Genomic DNA, 18,448 nt, shown 5'->3' with positions numbered 1-18,448 from the left:
CGTCGGGAAATTTCAGAAAGAGCTGCTCGACCTCTACCGTTCGTAGGCATGAGTCCCGAACCGACCCCGCCGGCCGGCCGCCGGCGGTTCGGCTGGCCGCGGCGGGTTTTCTCCCAGGTCCTGCTGATGCAGCTGGCCATCGCGACCGGTGTGACCGTCCTGGCCACCGGTCTCTTTCTGGCGCCTCTCAGCCAGCAGCTCGACGACCAGGCCATGCGCCGGGCGCTGGCGATCGCCGAGACCACGGCGTCCACCGAGGTGGCCGAGGACCTCACCGGGACCGAGCCCACCCCCACGGGACCGGTCCAGGCCGAGGCCGAGCGGATCCGCAGGGCCACCGGAGCCGAGTACGTCGTGATCATGGACCGGACCGGGGTGCGCTGGTCGCACACCTCCACCGCCCAGATCGGCCGGGTCGTCTCGACGGACCCGAGTGACGCGCTCGCGGGCCGGGACGTCATGGAGATCGACAGCGGCACGCTCGGCCGCTCCGCCCGGGGCAAGGTCCCGCTGCGCGACGACAGCGGCGCGATCGTCGGAGCTGTGTCCGTCGGCATCGAGTACGACAGTGTCCGCGCCCGTCTCCTCGCGGCGATCCCCGGCCTGCTCGCCTACGCCGGGGGCGCCCTGGCCGTCGGGGCGCTGGCCGCTTATCTGATCTCCCGCAGACTCCAGCGCCAGACCCATGACCTGGCCTTCTCCGACATCGCCGCCCTGCTGGCCGAGCGGGAGGCGATGCTGCACGGCATCCGCGAGGGCGTGGTGGCCCTCGACGCGGCGGGCAGGGTCCGGCTGATCAACGACGAGGCGCAGCGGCTGCTCGGCCTCGGCTCCGATGCCAGGGGCCTGCCGCTCACCGAGGTGCTGGGCGAGGGCCGTACGGCCGACGTCCTCACCGGCCGCGTCACCGGCGAGGACCTCGTCACCGTGCGCGGCCACCGCGTGCTGATCGCCAACCGGATGCCCACGGACGACGGCGGCGCCGTCGCCACCCTGCGTGACCGCACCGAACTGGAGCAGCTGGGCCGGGAGCTGGACTCCACCCGCGGACTCATCGACGCCCTGCGGGCCCAGGACCACGAGCACGCCAACCGCCTGCACACCCTGCTCGGGCTGCTGGAGCTGGAGATGCACGAGGAGGCGGTGGAGTTCGTCACCGAGGTCGTCGGGGTGCACCGGGCCACGGCCGAGCAGGTCACCGAGAAGATCCACGACCCGCTGCTGGCCTCCCTTCTGGTGGGGAAGGCGACCGTCGCGGCCGAGCGCGGAGTCTCCCTGCGCATCGCGCCGGACACCCTGCTGCCCGACCGCCTGGTGGATCCGCGCGGCATCGTCACGGTCGTCGGCAACCTCGTCGACAACGCCATGGACGCCGCGGCCGGCTCCGAGGAGGCCCGCGTCGAGCTCCGCCTGCGGGCAGAAGGGCGTACAGCGGTGCTGCGGATCTCGGACAGCGGCCCCGGAGTCCCGCCCGAACAGCGTGAGCAGATCTTCACCGAGGGCTGGTCCACCAAGGAACTCCCGGCCCACGGCAAGCGCGGCATCGGGCTGGCACTGGTGCGCAGACTCGCGGAACGACAGGGCGGCAGCGCCCGGGTCGGCGAAGCGGCGGGCGGAGGCGCGGAGTTCACCGTCGTGCTTCCCGAAGCACTGACCGAACTCGCCGATCCGGAGCCGGCAGTCGCCGGGGAGGCACGGTGAACGACCGGCCCGCCGAGAACGCCGGTGACCCGGTCGAGGTCCTCGTCGTGGACGACGACGTACGCGTGGCGGAGATCAACGCGGCCTATGTGGCGAAGATGCCGGGCTTCCGGGTCGTGGCCACAGCGCATTCGGCGACCGAGGCGCTTGCCCGGATCGCCGACACGCCCGTGGACCTGGTGCTCATGGACCACTATCTGCCGGACGGGAACGGTCTCGCGGTCGTCCGGGAGCTGCGCCGGCTGGGCCATCAGACCGACGTCATCATGGTGACGGCGGCCCGCGACGTGGCCACCGTCCAGGCGGCGATGCGCCACGGCGCGCTCCAGTACCTGGTCAAACCGTTCAACTTCGCGGGTCTGCGGGCCAAGTTGGAGGCGTACGCGGGGCTGCGGCGCACGCTGCGTGGTGGCGGCGAGGCGGAACAGGCCGAGGTGGACCGGATCTTCGGCGCGCTGTCGGCCGGATCGGTCGCCCCCGATCTGCCCAAGGGCCACTCGCCGACCACCGCCGAGGCCGTACGCCAGGTGCTGCTGGCGGCCGACGGGCCACTGCCCACGCAGGAGATCGCGGACCGGGCCGGCGTCAGCAGACAGACCGCCCAGCGCTATCTGAAACTGCTGGAGCGCACGAACCGCGTGCAACTGAGCCTGCGGTACGGCGAAACCGGTCGCCCTGAGCACCGCTACTCCTGGTCGGCGAGTCTCTGACCGAGCGTCGTGGATACCGCGTCGGACCCCGCCCGCGCCAGACCCCGCCGCGCCAGACCCCGCCCGCGTCGGACGAAACCCGCGTCAGACCGCGCCCGCCCCGGTCAGCGCCCGTACCTCCGTCTCGGCGTGCCGGGCGTCGTCCGGCGGCTCCGAGGAGGTGACGGTACCGATCCAGCCGGCGAGGAAGCCCAGCGGAATGGAGATCACGCCCGGGTTCTGCAGCGGGAAGAGATGGAAGTCGACGCCCGGGAACAGGGACTCCGGGCTGCCGGAGACCACCGGCGAGAGCACCACCAGCAGCATGGCGGGGATCAGTCCCCCGTACACCGACCAGACGGCGCCGCGCGTCGTGAAGTTCCGCCAGAACAACGAGTAGAGCAGGACGGGCAGATTGGCGGAGGCGGCGACCGCGAAGGCCAGGCCCACCAGGAACGCCACGTTCAGATCGCGGGCCAGCAGACCGAGGGCGATGGCCACGGCACCGATCCCGGCGGCGGCGAGCCGCGCGACCGCGACCTCGCTGCGCTGCTTGGCGTGCCGGCGCTTGAGCGAGGCGTACAGATCGTGGGCGACCGAGGCCGACGAGGCAAGAGTGATACCGGCGACCACCGCCAGGATCGTCGCGAAGGCGACCGCGGCGACCACCGCGAACAGCACCGTGCCTCCGGTGGAACCCGCGCCGCCCCCGAGGTCCAGGGCGAGCAGCGGTACGGCCGTGTTCCCCGCGGCGTTGGAGGCGCGGACCTCCTCGGTGCCGAGCACCGCGGCGGCGCCGAAGCCGAGCACGATCGTCATCAGGTAGAAGCTGCCGATGAGGCCGATCGACCAGACCACCGAACGGCGGGCGGCCCGCGCGGTGGGCACGGTGTAGAAGCGGGACAGGATGTGCGGCAGACCGGCCGTGCCCAGGACGAGCGCCAGACCGAGGCTGATGAAGTCCAGCCGCGCGGTCCAATCGCCGCCGTACCGCAGGCCGGGCGAGAGGAAGTCCTTGCCGTGGCCGCTGCGTTCGGCGGCGGTGTTGAGCAGGTGGTTGACATCGCCCTGAAAGCGGGCGAGGACGAGCAGCGTCATGGCGATCGCGCCCGCCATCAGCAGGACGGCCTTGACGATCTGGATCCAGGTCGTCGCCCGCATCCCGCCGAACGACACATAGATGACCATCAGCGCGCCCACGCCGATCACCGTCCAGGACTGAGCGGCCTCGCTGGTGCCGCCGAGGAGCAGGGCGACGAGGCTGCCGGCGCCGACCATCTGCGCCAGCAGGTAGAGCACCGACACCGTGACCGACGACGTGCCCGCCGCGATGCGCACCGGCCGCTCCCGCATCCTCGACGCGACGACGTCGGCGAGGGTGAACCGGCCGCAGTTGCGCACGAGTTCGGCCACGAGCAGCAGCACGACCAGCCAGGCGACGAGGAAGCCAACGGAGTAGAGCATGCCGTCGTACCCGTAGAGGGCGATCAGACCGGAGATGCCGAGGAAGGAGGCGGCGGACATGTAGTCGCCGGCGATGGCGAAACCGTTCTCCATCGGGGAGAACAGCCGTCCGCCGGCGTAGAACTCCTCCGCCGAGCCGTGTCGGTTGCGGCTCACCCAGGTGGTGATGCCGAGCGTGACCGCGATGAACGCGCTGAACAACAGCAGCGCCAGGGTCTGGTGGTCGCCGGTCACCGCTCGCTCCCCCGGGCCGTCTCCTGCGCCCTCGCCCGGTCGAACACGGTCCAGCGCAGATCGAGCGCGGCCCGGTCCCGGTGCAGTCGCGCATGGCGGGTGTAGGCCCAGGTCAGCAGGAAGGTGGTGAGGAACTGGCCGAGGCCCGCGACCATGGCGACGTTCACGGCGCCCGCGACGGGCCGGGCCATCAGACCGGGAGCGGCGGTGGCCGCCACGACGTAGGCCAGGTACCAGAGGAAGAAAGCGAGGGCGGCGGGGACGACGAAACGGCGGTAGCGGCTGCGGACCTCCTGGAAGGCGGCGCTGCGGTGCACCTCCAGGTAGATCTCGGCGGTCCCGGGCCGGTCGGCGGCCTGCTCCACCGGCTGCACCGGGGCGGCGGTGGCGGGAGCCCCCGTGCTGTCCACTTCGCCCCAGCCGGCGGCCAGCGCGTCGTACCACGGGTCGTCGAGCCGCACCGCGGCGGCGTCCTGCCCGTCCTGCTTGTCCACCGATCAACTCTCCTTGTCAGCGAACCGTTTCGGCCGCGTGCCCAAGGATGGACAGAGCGGGAAGATCCCGGACTCTTCTCCCGCCGGTCTTCACCCCATCAGGTGACGCTCGTCCCAGGTGGCTGCGCCAGACCTTCCCGGTAGGCGTAGCGCACGGCCTGGGCGCGGTCGTGCAGATCGGCCTTCGAGAAGAGGTTGTTGATGTGGGTCTTCACGGTGGCGGTGGAGATGTGCAGCCGTCGGGCGATCTCGGTGTTGTTGAGCCCTTCCGCGATGAGGGTGAGCACCTCGCCCTCACGGGCGGTCAGACCGTCGGGCAGCGGCGGCGCGGCCGGCGGGCCGGCGGCGGTGACCTGCTCCAGGAGACGGCGCTGGACGACCGGTGAGAGTCCGGCCCGGCCGGCCATGACGTCCTGGATCGCCCGGACGATCTCGTCGCCGTCGGCGTCCTTGGTGAGATAGCCACGTGCTCCCGCCCGCAGCGCGGGGAAGAGGGACTCGTCGTCGGCGTACGTCGTCAGCACCACGATCTGGGTGGCGGGATACTCGCTGCGGATCCGGCGGGTGGCCTCGACGCCGTCGCAGCGGGGCATCCGCAGGTCCATCAGGACGACGTCGGGGGCGAGTTCGGCGACCAGGGCGACCGCTTCGTCGCCGTCCCTGGCCGAGCCGACGACCTCGATGCCGGGCAGCAGCCCCAGCAGCATCACGATGCCCTCACGCACCACCGCCTGGTCGTCGGCGACGATCACTCTGGCGTTCCGCTCGCTCATGCCGGCACTCGCAGCCGCACCACGAAACCCTCTCCCTCCGGTCCCGCCTCCAGGCTGCCGCCGAGGAGTTCGGCCCGCTCGCGCATTCCCAGCAGACCGTACCCGGAGCCGGAGGCCCCGAGCTCGCCGGTCTTCTCGGCCGTGCCCGAGTCCCGTACTTCCAGCATCACGTGGTCCGTCTCGTAGGCAAGCAGCACCCGGACCGTGGCGCCTGGGGCGTGTTTGCGCGCGTTCGTGAGGGCCTCCTGGGCCACCCTGCGTACAGCTTGTGAAGCCTCGGCGGTCAGCAGCCGCGGGTCGCCTCTCACCTCGGTCGCGGCTCCGTCGGCGACGGCCGGCTCCCGCAGGAAGTCCTCGACGGGCACCATCTCGCCGCGGAGCGCGGACAGCGCCTGCCTGGTCTCGGCGAGCCCTTCGCGCGCCATGCCGCGGGCCGCGACCACCCGCTCCAGGATCCGGTCGCGGAAGGGCCCTGCCGGCTCTCTCTCGATCTGGATCCGGGCGGCCTCCAGGTGCACGAGCTGCGCGGAGAGGCTGTGGGCGAGGACGTCGTGGATCTCCCTCGCGATCCGGGCGCGTTCCCCGAGAGCCGCCGAGGTGGCCTCGGCCTCGCGCGCGGCCCGCTCCTGTGCGAGCAGCCGGAACCCCGCGCCGCGGGCCTGCCCGTCCAGACGGAGCGAGTAGCCGCCGAAGAGGATGGCGGCCACGGTGATGCCCGACCCGAGCGGTCCGCCCTGCTGCATCATCGCGAAGGAGCCGACCATCAGCACCCCGGTGGCCAGGCCGTACGCGAGCGGCAGCCGCTCCATCGCCAGGATGGCCGCCGTGATCCACGGGACGGCCGCGGCCACCTCGGCGCCCTTCGCGTACGCCCCCCAGCCCACCACGGCGAGGACGAGCAGCATGCCGAGGGACGGCAGCAGCCGGTGCTTCAGAGTCGTCTCGTGGAAGGCGAGGACGGCGCCCACGCAGAGCAGCAGCCCGACGACCGGCAGGACCGTCTCCAGGCCGCTGAACGCACCGGAGGCGTAGGAGCCGGCCAGTGCCCATGTGGCCAGTCCGGCGAGCACGATGCCGTCCAGGACCGCGCGGGTGCGCGGCACACCGATCCGGGACAGCGACTCATGCGTGGGCCACGCGGTCCCCCTGCTGCTCAGCACGTTCATGCCCCTCCTCCATCGCCTCGATGCTACGGAGGAGGGGCGCCGCCCGGAATCGGCTCAGGGGTGGAGCCGGCGGCTCCACCCCTGGGTGGGCGGACGGTGGATCAGGCGTCGATCCGGGACCGGTCCAGCGTGGCCGCGGAGCTGGTGATGAACTCCTTGCGGGGCGCGACCTCGTTGCCCATCAGCAGGTCGAAGACCTGCTCGGAGGAGTCGAGGTCACCGATGTTGATCCGGCGCAGCGTGCGGTGACGCGGGTCCATCGTCGTCTCCGCCAGCTGGTCGGCGTCCATCTCGCCGAGACCCTTGTAGCGCTGGATGGAGTCCTTGAAGCGGACCCCCTTGCGCTGGAACTCCAGCAGGGTCTGCCGCAGCTCGTTGTCGGAGTAGGTGTAGACGTACTTGTCCTGGCCCTTCTTGGGCTGGACCAGCTCGATCCGGTGCAGCGGCGGCACCGCGGCGAAGACCCGGCCCGCCTCCACCATCGGCCGCATGTAGCGCTGGAACAGCGTCAGCAGCAGACAGCGGATGTGGGCTCCGTCGACGTCGGCGTCGACGAGCAGCACGATCTTTCCGTAGCGGGCGGCGTCGATGTCGAACGTCCGGCCCGAGCCGGCTCCTATGACCTGGATGATCGCGCCGCACTCGGCGTTCTTCAGCATGTCCGACACGGACGACTTCTGGACGTTGAGGATCTTTCCGCGGATCGGCAGAAGCGCCTGGAACTCGCTGTTCCGCGCCAGCTTGGCGGTACCGAGCGCGGAGTCCCCCTCGACGATGAAGAGCTCGCTGCGCTCCACGTCGTCGCTGCGGCAGTCGGCGAGCTTGGCCGGCAGCGAGGACGACTCCAGGGCCGTCTTGCGGCGCTGGGCCTCCTTGTGCTGCCGGGCGGCGATCCGGGTGCGCGCGGCGGAGACGGCCTTCTCCAGGACGGCCCTGGCCTGCGCCTTCGCGTCACGTTTGGTGGAGGTCAGGAAGGCCTTGAGCTCCTTGGCGACGACGCCTGCGACGATCCTGTTGGCGGCCGAGGTGCCGAGCACCTCCTTGGTCTGGCCCTCGAACTGGGGCTCCGCCAGCCGGACGGTGACGACCGCGGTGATCCCCTCCAGGGCGTCGTCCTTGACGATGTCGTCCTCGGCGACGCGCAGCATCTTGGCCGAACGGAGCACTTCGTTCACCGTCCGGGTCAGCGAACGCTCGAAGCCGGAGACGTGGGTGCCGCCCTTGGGGGTGGCGATGATGTTCACGAAGGACTTGACCGTGCTGTCGTAGCCCGTGCCCCAGCGCAGGGCGATGTCGACGCCGAGCTCCCGGGTGACCTCGGTGGGGGTCATGTGGCCGCGGTCGTCCAGGACCGGGACGGTCTCCTTGAAGCTGCCGGTGCCGGTGAGCCGCACCACGTCGCAGACGGCCTTGTCCTGGGCGAGGTACTCGCAGAACTCGCTGATGCCTCCGTCGAAGCGGAAGATCTCCTCGCTCTTGCCCTCGCCCTCCAGGTCCCGCTCGTCGCGCACGACGATGGTGAGACCGGGCACCAGGAAAGCGGTCTGCCGGGCGCGCTGGTGGAGCGTGTCCAGGTTGAGCTTCGCGTCCTTGAGGAAGATCTGGCGGTCCGCCCAGTACCGCACGCGGGTGCCGGTGCGGGCCTTGGGCACCCGCTTGCCCTTCAGCAGGCCGTTCGCCGGGTCGAACGGGGCGTCGGGGCCCTGCTCGGTGAACATGCCGGGCACCCCACGGCGGAAGCTGATCGAGTGGGTGGCGCTGTTGCGGTCGACCTCGACGTCGAGGCGGGCCGAGAGCGCGTTGACCACGGAGGCGCCCACGCCGTGCAGACCGCCGGAGGCGGCGTACGAGCCACCGCCGAACTTGCCGCCGGCGTGCAGCTTGGTCATCACGACCTCGATGCCGGACAGGCCGGTCTTGGGTTCCACGTCGACCGGGATGCCCCGGCCGTTGTCCCGGACCTCGACGGAGCTGTCGTCGTGGAGGATCACTTCGATGTGGTCGCAATAGCCACCGAGGGCCTCGTCGACGGAGTTGTCGATGATCTCCCAGAGGCAGTGCATCAGACCGCGGCTGTCGGTCGACCCGATGTACATGCCGGGGCGCTTGCGGACCGCTTCGAGCCCTTCGAGGACGAGCAGGTGCCGCGCGGTGTAGTTGGACCCGTCACGGTCTGCGGTCAGTACCGCACTCGACGGCACGGACGTTTCGGCGGTCACGCGGTTCGCTCCTCGCTGAATTTCAGATGTGGCCAAGTGGGGTAGAGGCCCGGCGTCGGTCGCCGGTCAGAGGGTACCGAGGCCTGGTAGAGCCGATGTAACGCCACCCACGTGATTTTTCATGCTAGTGCAGCGTCGCATACCTGTTCGATCCCTCGATGGAGTGACGCGTACATCACGTTCCCTTCGAGGCATGAACCATTTAGGCTCCGGGCACGTCCTCATCAACAACCGGCAACCCAGCCGGGAGGGCCCATCGAGACAAGCAACGCGAAATCCGTAGAGCGATGCAATACGGCTCATTCGCCGCCAACCGGCAGCAGACAGCCACCTTGAGAAGAAGTTTCGAGGAAAAGCCCCGAGCGGGAACGTTTTCGGGCTGGTTGGATGTTGACCCTGGTACGACAGCTCGTCGAGCTAGAGAAGAGGCGACGTGACTACTGTTCTGACCCCCGCGAGCCCGCTGACGGCTGGTGACCGCTGCGACCGCTGCGGTGCGCAGGCCTATCTGCGTGTCCTCCTGACCAGCGGCGGTGAGCTGCTCTTCTGCGCCCACCATGGACGCAAGTTCGAGCCGGAACTCAAGAAGATCGCCGCGGAAATACAGGATGAGACCGACCGACTCACGGCCGTACCGGCCGCCGTCGGTGAAGAGGATCACTGATACCTCACATCCACGACGAGCCAAGGTCGGTCCAGGACCGACTGACGGGCGGCAGCCCCTGAACACCAGGGGCGGCCGCCCGCTCTCGTACCGTGACCGCGTCAGCGGTCCTTTCTGATCCCGGGACCTTTCAGGGCCCGGACACCGCGGAGACCCGCGTGTACACCCCCGGACTGTCGGCCCGCCCGCAGCCGCTCCCCCAGGACACCAGCCCGATGAGACGGCCCTGGGCCACCAGCGGCCCTCCGCTGTCCCCCTGGCAGGCGTCGTGGCCCCCTTGCGGGTCTCCGGCGCAGAGCATCGTGGAAGCCACGTAGCGGCCCCCCTGACCGCCGGGATAGGCCTGCTCGCAGGTCCCGTCCGACAGGACGGTCACGCGGGCGGCACGCAGCGACGAGGCGTAGCTGCCGCCGCCGCTCATGTCGCCCCATCCGTAGACGGTGGCGCTGGTGCCCGGCGCGTACGCGGCGTCACCGGCTCCCGCCACTGGCAGGACGAACGACGCCGGGAGCGCCTTCGCCAGCGTCAGCACGGCCATATCCGCACTGTTGGTCGCCGGGTCGTAACGGGGTGAGACCGAGCTGCCACTGACGGCGACCTCCTGCCCGCCCGTGCCGGCCAGCGCCGACCGTCCGGCGATGACCCGCAGGTCCGCGACGTCACTCACCTTCTGGCCCAGCACGGTCCGGCTCAGGCAGTGGGCCGCTGTCATCACCTTGGTCGGCGCCACCACGACGCCGCCGCAGAACTGACCCGCGCGGGTTCCTCCGAACCGGTCACGGCTGGAGAGGGCCACCACCCAGGGACTGTCGGCGGCGCGGACCGGGGAGCCACCCACGACGACGCCGTCGGCGGCGGCCGGGACGGACGCCACCAGGGGCGTGAGGGCCGCCGTGGAAATGAGGGCCAGCGCCCCTGTCAAGGCTCGGACGAGGGGACGACGCATACGGCCTCCTGACTCTGCGTGAATTGAGTCCACTCAGAGTCACGCAGGTCGACCTCAGCCGCACCCTCACAGATGCCGAGGGCCCGGATCCCTGACGGGATCCGGGCCCTCGAACGACCGGAAATCGACTGTGCGGATCAGTCGAGGTAGTCGCGCAGAACCTGCGAACGCGACGGGTGACGCAGCTTCGACATCGTCTTCGACTCGATCTGGCGAATCCGCTCACGCGTCACGCCGTAGACCTTGCCGATTTCGTCCAGCGTCTTCGGTTGACCGTCGGTGAGACCGAAGCGCATGGAGACCACGCCGGCCTCACGCTCGGAGAGCGTGTCGAGCACCGAGTGGAGCTGCTCCTGCAGCAAAGTGAAGCTGACCGCGTCGGCCGGGACGACGGCCTCGGAGTCCTCGATCAGGTCACCGAACTCGCTGTCGCCGTCCTCGCCCAGCGGGGTGTGCAGGGAGATCGGCTCACGACCATACTTCTGGACCTCGATGACCTTCTCGGGGGTCATGTCGAGTTCCTTGGCCAGCTCCTCCGGGGTGGGCTCGCGGCCCAGGTCCTGGAGCATCTGACGCTGCACACGCGCGAGCTTGTTGATGACCTCGACCATGTGCACCGGGATACGGATGGTGCGGGCCTGGTCGGCCATGGCGCGGGTGATCGCCTGACGAATCCACCAGGTGGCGTACGTGGAGAACTTGTAGCCCTTGGTGTAGTCGAACTTCTCGACCGCGCGGATCAGACCGAGGTTGCCCTCCTGGATCAGGTCCAGGAAGAGCATGCCGCGGCCGGTGTAGCGCTTGGCCAGCGAGACGACCAGACGGAGGTTGGCCTCCAGCAGGTGGTTCTTGGCGCGGCGGCCGTCCTCGGCGATGATCTCCAGCTCGCGCTTGAGCTTCGGCGCGAGCTTGTCGGAGTTCGCCAGCTTGTCCTCGGCGAACAGGCCGGCCTCGATGCGCTTGGCGAGCTCGACCTCCTGCTCGGCGTTGAGAAGGGGGACCTTGCCGATCTGCTTGAGGTAGTCCTTGACCGGGTCGGCGGTGGCACCGGCGACCGCGACCTGCTGGGCGGGCGCGTCGTCCTCGTCGTCGTCGGACAGGACGAAGCCCTTGCTCTCGCCCTCGGTCTCTTCCTCTTCGCCCTTGGCGCCGGGCTGCGCGTCGTCGACGAGCTCCTCGCCCTCGGCGGGCTCGTCGGAGTCCTTCTTCGACGTGGCCTTCTTCGCCACGGTCTTCTTGGCGGCGGTCTTCTTGGCCGCCGTCTTCTTCGCAACCGTCTTCTTGGCGGCAGCCTTCTTGGCAGGCGCGGCCTCCGAGACCTCGTCGTCGGCCTGGACGTCGACGGACTCGGCCGTCGGCGCCGCGGAGGCCGCGACCGTTTTCGCCGTGGCGGTCTTGGCCGCGACGGTCTTGGTGGCGGTGCGCTTTGCCGGGCTCTTCGCAGCGACGCTCTTGCGGGCGCGCTTCGGCGACTCCGCGGCACTGACCATCAGCGTCACACCCTCTTCCTCGAGGATCTGGTTGAGGCTGCGCAGAACATTCTTCCACTGGGTTGGCGGAATCTGGTCAGCCTCGAAGGCCCGACGCACGTCATCGCCGGCGATCTGCCCATCAGCCTTTCCCCGCTCGATGAGCGCCATCACAGACTCGGACTCGGCGATCTCCGGCGGGAGCGTACGGGATGTGCTGGCCGACACGAACAACCTCTCGGAACGATGGAAACGGCTTCCGGCCCCGCCCATGATCGGGCCGGAGCCGACGACCACCTGGCTGCGGATGTGCCGGTGGCGCGGGCGGAGCCTTGGAACTGCACAGCGCCGTGAACGACTGCTGTATTCCCTCCTCGGCTGTCACCTCTTAGGTCATCGCACTGTTTCGAGGAGTGTTACGCCCAATCCGCGTGGCCCGAGTCACACCCCAATCTTCGCGAAACGACCAGAACAGTCGTTCCCCACGCAATCGTGCCGCCGGACCCCCGTGGAATCCGGCGACACACGGTGCGTACGCCTCTGCGTTCCGGCCGGGACCGGATCAGTGTTCGCGGGGGGCGGGCACGACGCGCTCCACCTCTGGGTGAACCGTCAACAGTTGACGCATGGCGGACTCGGCGCCGGGCGCGTCCCCGGCCGCGAGTGCCTCGACGATACGGCCGTGGTGGGCCAGTGAGGCCTCGTTCGGACGGTCACAGCCCGTGACCGGGCCGCCGGAGACCTGGAGGGCGGCCGAGACGATGCCGGAGAGGTGCTCCAGCATGCGGTTCCCGGCGAGCTGGATGAGCAGGGCATGGAATTCGTTGTCGGCCCGCGAGAACGTGATGCCGTCACCCTGGGCAAGGGCATGGCCCATGATCTCGACCATGTCGGAGAGTCGCTGCTGGATGTCCGCACGGCCGTGGCCGGCGGCGAGACGGGCGGCGAGGGGCTCGATGGTCCAGCGCAGCTCGGAGAGCTCGCGACGCTGATCGTCACGCTGCGGTCCGAAGGCGCGCCACTCGATGATGTCGGCGTCCAGAAGATTCCAGTCGCTGACGGGCCGGACCCGGGTGCCGACATTGGGCCGGGCGCTGACGAGACCCTTGGCCTCAAGGACGCGCAGCGACTCACGGACGACGGTGCGGGAGACCTCGAAACGCTGGCCGATCTCCTCGGGGACGAGCGGGCGGTCGGCACCCAGATCCCCGGAAACAATCATCTGGCCGAGCTGCTGCACGAGTTGGCCGTGCAGCCCGCGGCCCCGGTTTCCTGCCGCGCGGCGGCCGACCCGGCCCAACTCCGTTTCCGAACCCTCCCAGGAGGGCGGGCCGACACGGTCGACACCCGGGGACTCCGGGTAGGGGTAGCGGTCGAGTTCGCCCGGTCCTGCGAGGCCCGAATCGGCGGGGCGGGCGGCGGTCATCATGGTGTGCGCAAGGGTACTCACGCATCCTTTGTCGGCGAGGCTCCGGCGGCCCTTGAGGTCTTTGGTGAAAAGCACACGAAAGGGTGATCGGCGCCCGCCTCGCAATTGACGCCTTATCGGACGGAAACGGGCGCACTCTAAGGAGTTGTGGGCAGAAGACCGTTCCGTGGTCGCCCATGATCACCATGGTGCCCTACGGCGAAGGCCGGTGACCATATATGCGCAGATCAGGACCGACAATGACAAGACCAGTGCGGCTCCGACGGGTTGGGCGAGAACACGCACCCCGGCCACGAGCAGCTCGTCGGCCTGCCGGGGAAGCCGTACCCAGGTCAGTTCGCGAAGTCTCCCGGAGATTCCGGCAATCGAACGCACGGACGGTCCGATGATCGCCTTCTGCACCAGCGGGGCAATGATGATCGGCACGGCGAGCACGGCGGCAACGCCGGCGGCCGTGACGCGGAAGACTCCCGCGGCCAGCAGACCGGCCCAGGCGCAGCCGACCGAGAGGCCACCCCAACCGGCCGCCAGAGCGGCCCAGTTCCTCGGCAGGTCGGTCGCGTCGCTCCCGTACACGACGCGCAGAGCCTGGGCGTCGGCCACCACGACGACGAGCGCCAGCAGCAGGGCGGCAGCGGCGGTGACCGTGAGTTTGGCGGTCAGCAACCCGAGTCGGCGCGGAACGGTGCCGCGGGCGGCGGCGAGCGCGGGGTGCCGGAACTCCTCACCGAAGGACAGGGCCCCGATCAGGCCGGCACCGAAGGCCGCGGGCGGCAGCGGGAAGAACGGCGGCCAGGCGGCGAGCACGACCGGCAGCGGCATGGTCCGGGACCGGGCGAGCAGGATGCAGACGGCGAGGGAGACGAGAAGGACCACGGCGAGGATGACGACCGGAGTACGCACGCCGAGGAGCCGCAGGAGTTCGTAACGCAGCGGCCTGACAGGGCTGGTGGCGGGACGGGGCAGCGGCGGAGGACCCCCGGCGGGCTGCGTGGGCCGCGCTCCTGCCGCGGTATCGGTGTCCTCGCCGGCCGGGGACACGAGACCCGTGTCGCCGATCTCGTCGGTGAGCCGGTGTACGAGTACGCCGTGCCGGAAAGCCGTTTCACCGATCTCGGCGCAGCTGCTGCCGTAGACGGAGAGCCGGTTGCCGGCCTCGGTCACCACTTCGACCGACCGCTGGGCTGCCCGCGCCTCGCGCTGCACGACGGCGGCGAGGCGCGCCGTGTGGGGGGTGCGGACGGCGACCCGAGGGCGCAGCCGCGTGCGTGAGAACTCGCGGGCGTCCTGGTCGCCGACGAGCCGCCCGGCGTCGATGGTGACGACATGATCCGCGAGGCGGGCCGCCTCCCTGGGGTCGCTCGTCGTGCAGAGCACGGTTCCGCCGTGTTCGGCGTGCTCGCGCAGCAGCGCGTACAGCCACCCCGTCTCGCGCGGGGCGAGGCCCTTGCCGGGTTCGTCGAGGATGAGGGTCTGCGGGTCGCCCAACAGGGCGGAGGCGAGGCCGAGTCTGCGGTCCATGCCGCGCGAGAGGGTGCCGAGCTGCTGCGCTCCGAGGCCCGCGAGCCCGACGACGTCGAGCATCTCGTCGGCGCGGGCCACCGGCACGCCGGCGGCGGCGCAGAGCATACGGAGCTGGCCCCGGGCGGTGCGCGCGGGATGGCCGGGCACATCGCCGAGGAGCACGCCGACCTCGCGGGCGGGGTGGGCGATGCGGTGCAGGGGGTTGCCGCGGAAGTAGGTGATGCCGCGGCCCGGTTCGAGTTCGAGCATCAGGCGCAGCGCGGTCGACTTGCCGGAACCGTCCGCCCCGAGGAGGGCCGTGACCTGGCCGGGCCGCGCCTCGAAGGTGAGGTCGTCGACAGCGGGCGGGAGATCCCGCCGGTGGGCGCTGGTCAGTCCGATGGCCTGGAGCATCTGTTCTCTCGCGGAGGAGCGGTGGACCGCTCGGCGGCGTGGGCGTGGGCTACCGCAGCAAGATAACGCGACATTTTGGACTTTTTGCGCAGGGTGGCGAGTTGGCTCGGCGGGTGTCAGACAGCGCGGGGCGCGGGACGGTGGGGGTAGGGACGGCGGCGGGGGTGCGGCGAAAGGCGGGCGGGTCGGGAGGGGGGGTGTCGGGAGGGGGCGGAGGGAGCAAGGTGCCAGGCGGCGGGGCGGGTCCGGGAGGTACGGGAGGGGAGGGAGGGGCGGGCGTTCGGGACGGGGGTGTCGGAGCGGGGCTCAGACCGGGGTGCGCGGGCCCCAGGGGCGCGGGTGGGGCGGGGTAGGCGCAGGGCAGGGTGCCGGGGGCAGGGCGGGCCCCAGAGGCGCGGGAGGGGCGGGCGCTTCGGGACGGGATGTACCGGACGGGGCTCAAACCGGGGAGCAGGGGGCCCAGGGGCGCGGGAGGGGTGGGTCGGCCCAGGCGGCGTGCCTGGCGGCGGGGCGGGCCCAGAGGTGCGGGAGGGGAGGTACCGGAGCAGGGCTCAGACCGGGGCAGGGGCGTGGGCGGGCGCCCCCTGGCCCTTGGCGCAGGGCTCGGGCGCGACGCCTCGGTGTCAGACTTCCGGTCGCAGCATCGGGGGGTTCAGCACAGTGGCTCCGCCCGCCCGGAAGAGTTGCGCGGGCCGGCCGCCCTGACGGGTGGTCGTACCGCCCGCCGGGACCAGGAACCCCGGCGTGCCGGTCACCTTGCGATGGAAGTTTCTCGGGTCCAGAGCGACACCCCACACCGCCTCGTACACCCTCCGCAGCTCACCGACGGTGAACTCGGGCGGACAGAAGGCTGTGGCCAGTGACGAGTACTCGATCTTGGACCGCGCCCGCTCCACCCCGTCCGCCAGAATCCGCGCGTGGTCGAACGCCAGCGGAGCCGCCGACTCCCCCTCGCGCGCGAACCCGCTCTCCTGGCCGAGAAGGTCCTCGACCGGCGCCCACCGCGCACTGTTCGCGTCGCCGCCGGCCCGTGGAGCGGGCAGATCGGGAGCCAGCACGAGATGAGCGACGCTGACGACCCTCATCCGTGGGTCCCGCTTCGGATCGCCATAGGTGGCGAGCTGCTCGAGGTGCGCCCCGTTACCGGGGGCCGGCGAGAGGGGGTCGTGGACACACAGGCCGGTCTCCTCGGAGAGCTCACGCGCCGCGGCCGCCGACAGATCCTCGTCCCCGCGGACAAAGCCACCGGGCAGCGCCCACCGGCCCTGGAACGGCGGCTCCCCGCGGCGAACGACCAGTGCGCAGAGCGCATGCCGACGCACGGTGAGCACGACCAGATCGACGGTGACAGCAAACGGGGGGTAGGCCGACGGGTCGTAGGGAGGCATGCCGTGATCATAGTCGTCTGCCTGACGATAAACACTCGTTTCGTCGGGGAGGGGGGTGCTTTCTTCCCCCCTCCCCCCACCCACCCCGCCCACCCCCTCACACCCCCAGCTGGAGGCCCCGCGCTGCCTCCTCGACCATGCCGACACCCAGCCTGCTGACCCGTACGGCGAAGAGCTCACCTGCCACGCTCAGCCCGGAGATCCCGACCGCACCGAGCGGAGCACAACGCACCGGGCGCACGGCCACCGTCCGGGCCGGAGCATCGGGGCGGATGCCGGCCAGCGTCGTCAGGAGCTGGATCCCCGACGCGGCCGCCACCGCCGCCGGCCTGCAGGCGGCCGGATGCGGCACGGGCCGACCCCGTCCCGAACGCTGCAGCCCCGCGTACATCTCGGGCAGCCGGTAGTCGAAGGACTCTGCGGCGTCGAGCAGACCCCGCAGCAGCGACACCGCCTCCTTCTCGTATCCGGCAGTGGCCAGTCCGGCCACCGCGACGGTGGTCTCGTACACCCGTACGGCCCCGGCGCGGTGCCCGAACGGGTTGTGCCCCGGTTCCTTCTCCCCCAGGCTTCGCAGCCCCCAGCCGGAATCCAGAGCGGGACTGCCGAGCAGCCTGGCCAGCTGCTCGGTCTGCACCTTGTCGAGGAGGCCGGGTGCGTGCCGGCCGCCGCCCAGCAGTCCGGTGTCGAGGAGGTGCGCCGCTCCTCCGCCCAGGTGCGGCACGAGCTGCCCGTCCCGGTGACGGCCGGCCGCCGGACGGCCACCCTGTCGGTCGTCGATCCAGAAGTCCTCCCGAAATCGTCTGCGCAACGCCCCTGCCCATTCGCGCCAGGCGTCGGCTCCCGGGCGGGCGCAGGCCGCCATGAGGTCGGCGCCGAGCAGCGCGGCCCGGTGTGCGTGCGCCTGGGTCTCGGCACGCTGCAGCCCGGAGGGGCCGGGCTCGGCCAGAAATCCTTCGTCCCCTGCGGCCTGCCGGAGCCAGGCGAGGCAGCGCTCCGCGACCGGCAGCAGCCCGGCCAGTTCCTGTTCGGGCATCCCCCAGCGCCAGGCCTCGGCGAGCACAGCCGGGAAGGCGAGCGTCGCCTCGATCCCCGTGCAGCTCGGCGGCAGATGCGGTCCGGAGTCCCTGATCGGTCCGGGGATGAGCCCGAAGTCCCGCCCCTGCGCGGTCACTTGTGTGCGGGCGAGGACGCGCAGGGTGGCTCCCGCGAGCCGGGTGGAGAGCGGGAGCGCCATCCGGGCGGCCCAGAGCGCCTCGGCGGGTGCCGGCCCGCAGCGCCACGGCACACCGGCGGCCGGATACATGTCCCCGGACCCCTGAGGGTCCCGCTGAAGCAGCGCCGTGAGGTCGGCCAGACCGGTCGCGAGCAGGGCGGGCAGGCGCGGATCGTCGCCCTCGGCACGCGCCTCGGGCAGAAGGTGGCTGCCGGTGTGTCCGGATGGGCGGGCGGGGCGTTCGCCGTGGACGCGGACCTCGATGGTGCTGGGGGTACCGGGGGCCAGGTCCACGTCCCAGCGCAGCACCCCCGCTGAGGCGAGGGCGTCGTTCGGGGCCGGCTCGGCGGTGACGAGTGCGTACGCGCCCGTGCCGGTGGTCCATCGCATGCCCGTGTCGTGGACGCTGGGCGGGAGTTCGGGACCGGGGCGTCCCGCCGCGATCGCGCCCCAGGTCGGCGAGATCGGTGCCGAGCGCGATCTCGACGGGGAGCCTGATGGGCCCTGGGGCGAAGCTGCAGAGGGTGATGCGTTCGGTGCCATCGGCGTCGCGTGAACGCTCGACGGACACGTCGGGGTCGGGACCCGTGCCGGACGGTGCTCGCACACTGGCGACGAATGTTGCGCGGTCCGCGGCGACCAGTTGGCTCTGCACCACGACGGGTTCTCGTTAGGCGAC

The 18,448-nt window shown here is 71.0% G+C and carries 14 protein-coding genes and 1 pseudogene; 3 read left to right on the top strand and 12 right to left on the bottom strand.

Annotated elements, in window-relative coordinates:
• Positions 1-48 precede the first annotated feature (48 nt).
• Both ABTX78_RS03200 and ABTX78_RS03195 read left to right on the top strand, forming a co-directional pair.
• A complete protein-coding gene (locus ABTX78_RS03200; protein ID WP_352205100.1) occupies positions 49-1,701 on the top strand; it encodes a sensor histidine kinase in 1,653 nt (550 codons plus the stop codon).
• Positions 1,698-2,411 (top strand): DUF7342 family protein, encoded by a 714-nt coding sequence (locus ABTX78_RS03195; protein ID WP_352205099.1) that lies wholly within the window; start codon positions 1,698-1,700, stop codon positions 2,409-2,411. Before ABTX78_RS03200 ends, ABTX78_RS03195 begins: the two co-directional genes overlap by 4 nt.
• Before the next feature lie 84 nt (positions 2,412-2,495).
• Here ABTX78_RS03195 and ABTX78_RS03190 read toward each other — a convergent pair whose 3' ends face one another.
• The 5 genes from ABTX78_RS03190 to ABTX78_RS03170 form a co-directional block, all read right to left on the bottom strand.
• Positions 2,496-4,088, bottom strand: coding sequence for a monocarboxylic acid transporter (locus ABTX78_RS03190; protein ID WP_352205098.1), 1,593 nt, complete (start codon positions 4,086-4,088; stop codon positions 2,496-2,498).
• Positions 4,085-4,582 (bottom strand): DUF485 domain-containing protein, encoded by a 498-nt coding sequence (locus ABTX78_RS03185; RefSeq protein WP_352205097.1) that lies wholly within the window; start codon positions 4,580-4,582, stop codon positions 4,085-4,087. The genes ABTX78_RS03190 and ABTX78_RS03185 overlap by 4 nt, the downstream gene beginning before the upstream one ends.
• A gap of 98 nt (positions 4,583-4,680) precedes the next feature.
• Positions 4,681-5,355, bottom strand: a complete 675-nt coding sequence (locus tag ABTX78_RS03180; protein WP_352205096.1) for a response regulator transcription factor — start codon at positions 5,353-5,355, stop codon at positions 4,681-4,683.
• Positions 5,352-6,521, bottom strand: coding sequence for a sensor histidine kinase (locus ABTX78_RS03175; protein ID WP_352205095.1), 1,170 nt, complete (start codon positions 6,519-6,521; stop codon positions 5,352-5,354). The genes ABTX78_RS03180 and ABTX78_RS03175 overlap by 4 nt, the downstream gene beginning before the upstream one ends.
• A 101-nt stretch (positions 6,522-6,622) precedes the next feature.
• Positions 6,623-8,740: a DNA gyrase/topoisomerase IV subunit B gene (locus tag ABTX78_RS03170; RefSeq protein ID WP_352205094.1), complete on the bottom strand. Its 2,118-nt coding sequence runs from the start codon at positions 8,738-8,740 to the stop codon at positions 6,623-6,625.
• A gap of 433 nt (positions 8,741-9,173) precedes the next feature.
• Between ABTX78_RS03170 and ABTX78_RS03165 the strand changes: the two genes are divergently transcribed.
• Positions 9,174-9,404, top strand: a complete 231-nt coding sequence (locus ABTX78_RS03165; protein WP_352205093.1) for a DUF7455 domain-containing protein — start codon at positions 9,174-9,176, stop codon at positions 9,402-9,404.
• A 130-nt stretch (positions 9,405-9,534) separates the two neighbouring features.
• Here ABTX78_RS03165 and ABTX78_RS03160 read toward each other — a convergent pair whose 3' ends face one another.
• The 7 genes and pseudogenes from ABTX78_RS03160 to ABTX78_RS36100 form a co-directional block, all read right to left on the bottom strand.
• Positions 9,535-10,350: a serine protease gene (locus ABTX78_RS03160; protein ID WP_352205092.1), complete on the bottom strand. Its 816-nt coding sequence runs from the start codon at positions 10,348-10,350 to the stop codon at positions 9,535-9,537.
• 137 nt (positions 10,351-10,487) lie between these two features.
• A complete protein-coding gene (locus ABTX78_RS03155; RefSeq protein WP_352205091.1) occupies positions 10,488-12,047 on the bottom strand; it encodes an RNA polymerase sigma factor in 1,560 nt (519 codons plus the stop codon).
• Positions 12,048-12,381: 334 nt separating this feature from the next.
• Positions 12,382-13,269 carry a FadR/GntR family transcriptional regulator gene (locus ABTX78_RS03150; protein WP_352205090.1) on the bottom strand — a complete coding sequence of 296 codons (888 nt, stop codon included), beginning with the start codon at positions 13,267-13,269 and terminating at the stop codon, positions 12,382-12,384.
• 159 nt (positions 13,270-13,428) lie between these two features.
• Positions 13,429-15,165, bottom strand: a complete 1,737-nt coding sequence (locus ABTX78_RS03145; RefSeq protein ID WP_352205089.1) for an ATP-binding cassette domain-containing protein — start codon at positions 15,163-15,165, stop codon at positions 13,429-13,431.
• 623 nt (positions 15,166-15,788) lie between these two features.
• Positions 15,789-16,553, bottom strand: a complete 765-nt coding sequence (locus ABTX78_RS03140; RefSeq protein ID WP_352205088.1) for an NUDIX hydrolase — start codon at positions 16,551-16,553, stop codon at positions 15,789-15,791.
• 97 nt (positions 16,554-16,650) lie between these two features.
• Positions 16,651-18,159: an amylo-alpha-1,6-glucosidase gene (locus tag ABTX78_RS03135; RefSeq protein WP_502993746.1), complete on the bottom strand. Its 1,509-nt coding sequence runs from the start codon at positions 18,157-18,159 to the stop codon at positions 16,651-16,653.
• A gap of 1 nt (position 18,160) precedes the next feature.
• A pseudogene (locus tag ABTX78_RS36100) lies at positions 18,161-18,376 on the bottom strand (glycogen debranching N-terminal domain-containing protein); the annotation flags it as partial.
• Positions 18,377-18,448: the final 72 nt, after the last annotated feature.

It is taken from the genome of Streptomyces sp. NPDC096193, assembly GCF_040302905.1.
Classification (GTDB): domain Bacteria; phylum Actinomycetota; class Actinomycetes; order Streptomycetales; family Streptomycetaceae; genus Streptomyces.
The sequence above is the reverse complement of the archived record's forward strand: the minus strand, read 5'-3'. Positions and strand labels throughout refer to the sequence as shown.

Coding starts and splice junctions, on each gene's coding strand:
- ABTX78_RS03160 (WP_352205092.1), bottom strand. CDS start 10,350: ATGCGTCGTCCCCTCGTCCGAGCCTTGACAGGGGCGCTGGCCCTCATT.
- ABTX78_RS03175 (WP_352205095.1), bottom strand. CDS start 6,521: ATGAACGTGCTGAGCAGCAGGGGGACCGCGTGGCCCACGCATGAGTCG.
- ABTX78_RS03140 (WP_352205088.1), bottom strand. CDS start 16,553: ATGCCTCCCTACGACCCGTCGGCCTACCCCCCGTTTGCTGTCACCGTC.
- ABTX78_RS03145 (WP_352205089.1), bottom strand. CDS start 15,165: ATGCTCCAGGCCATCGGACTGACCAGCGCCCACCGGCGGGATCTCCCG.
- ABTX78_RS03200 (WP_352205100.1), top strand. CDS start 49: ATGAGTCCCGAACCGACCCCGCCGGCCGGCCGCCGGCGGTTCGGCTGG.
- ABTX78_RS03135 (WP_502993746.1), bottom strand. CDS start 18,159: ATGCGATGGACCACCGGCACGGGCGCGTACGCACTCGTCACCGCCGAG.
- ABTX78_RS03180 (WP_352205096.1), bottom strand. CDS start 5,355: ATGAGCGAGCGGAACGCCAGAGTGATCGTCGCCGACGACCAGGCGGTG.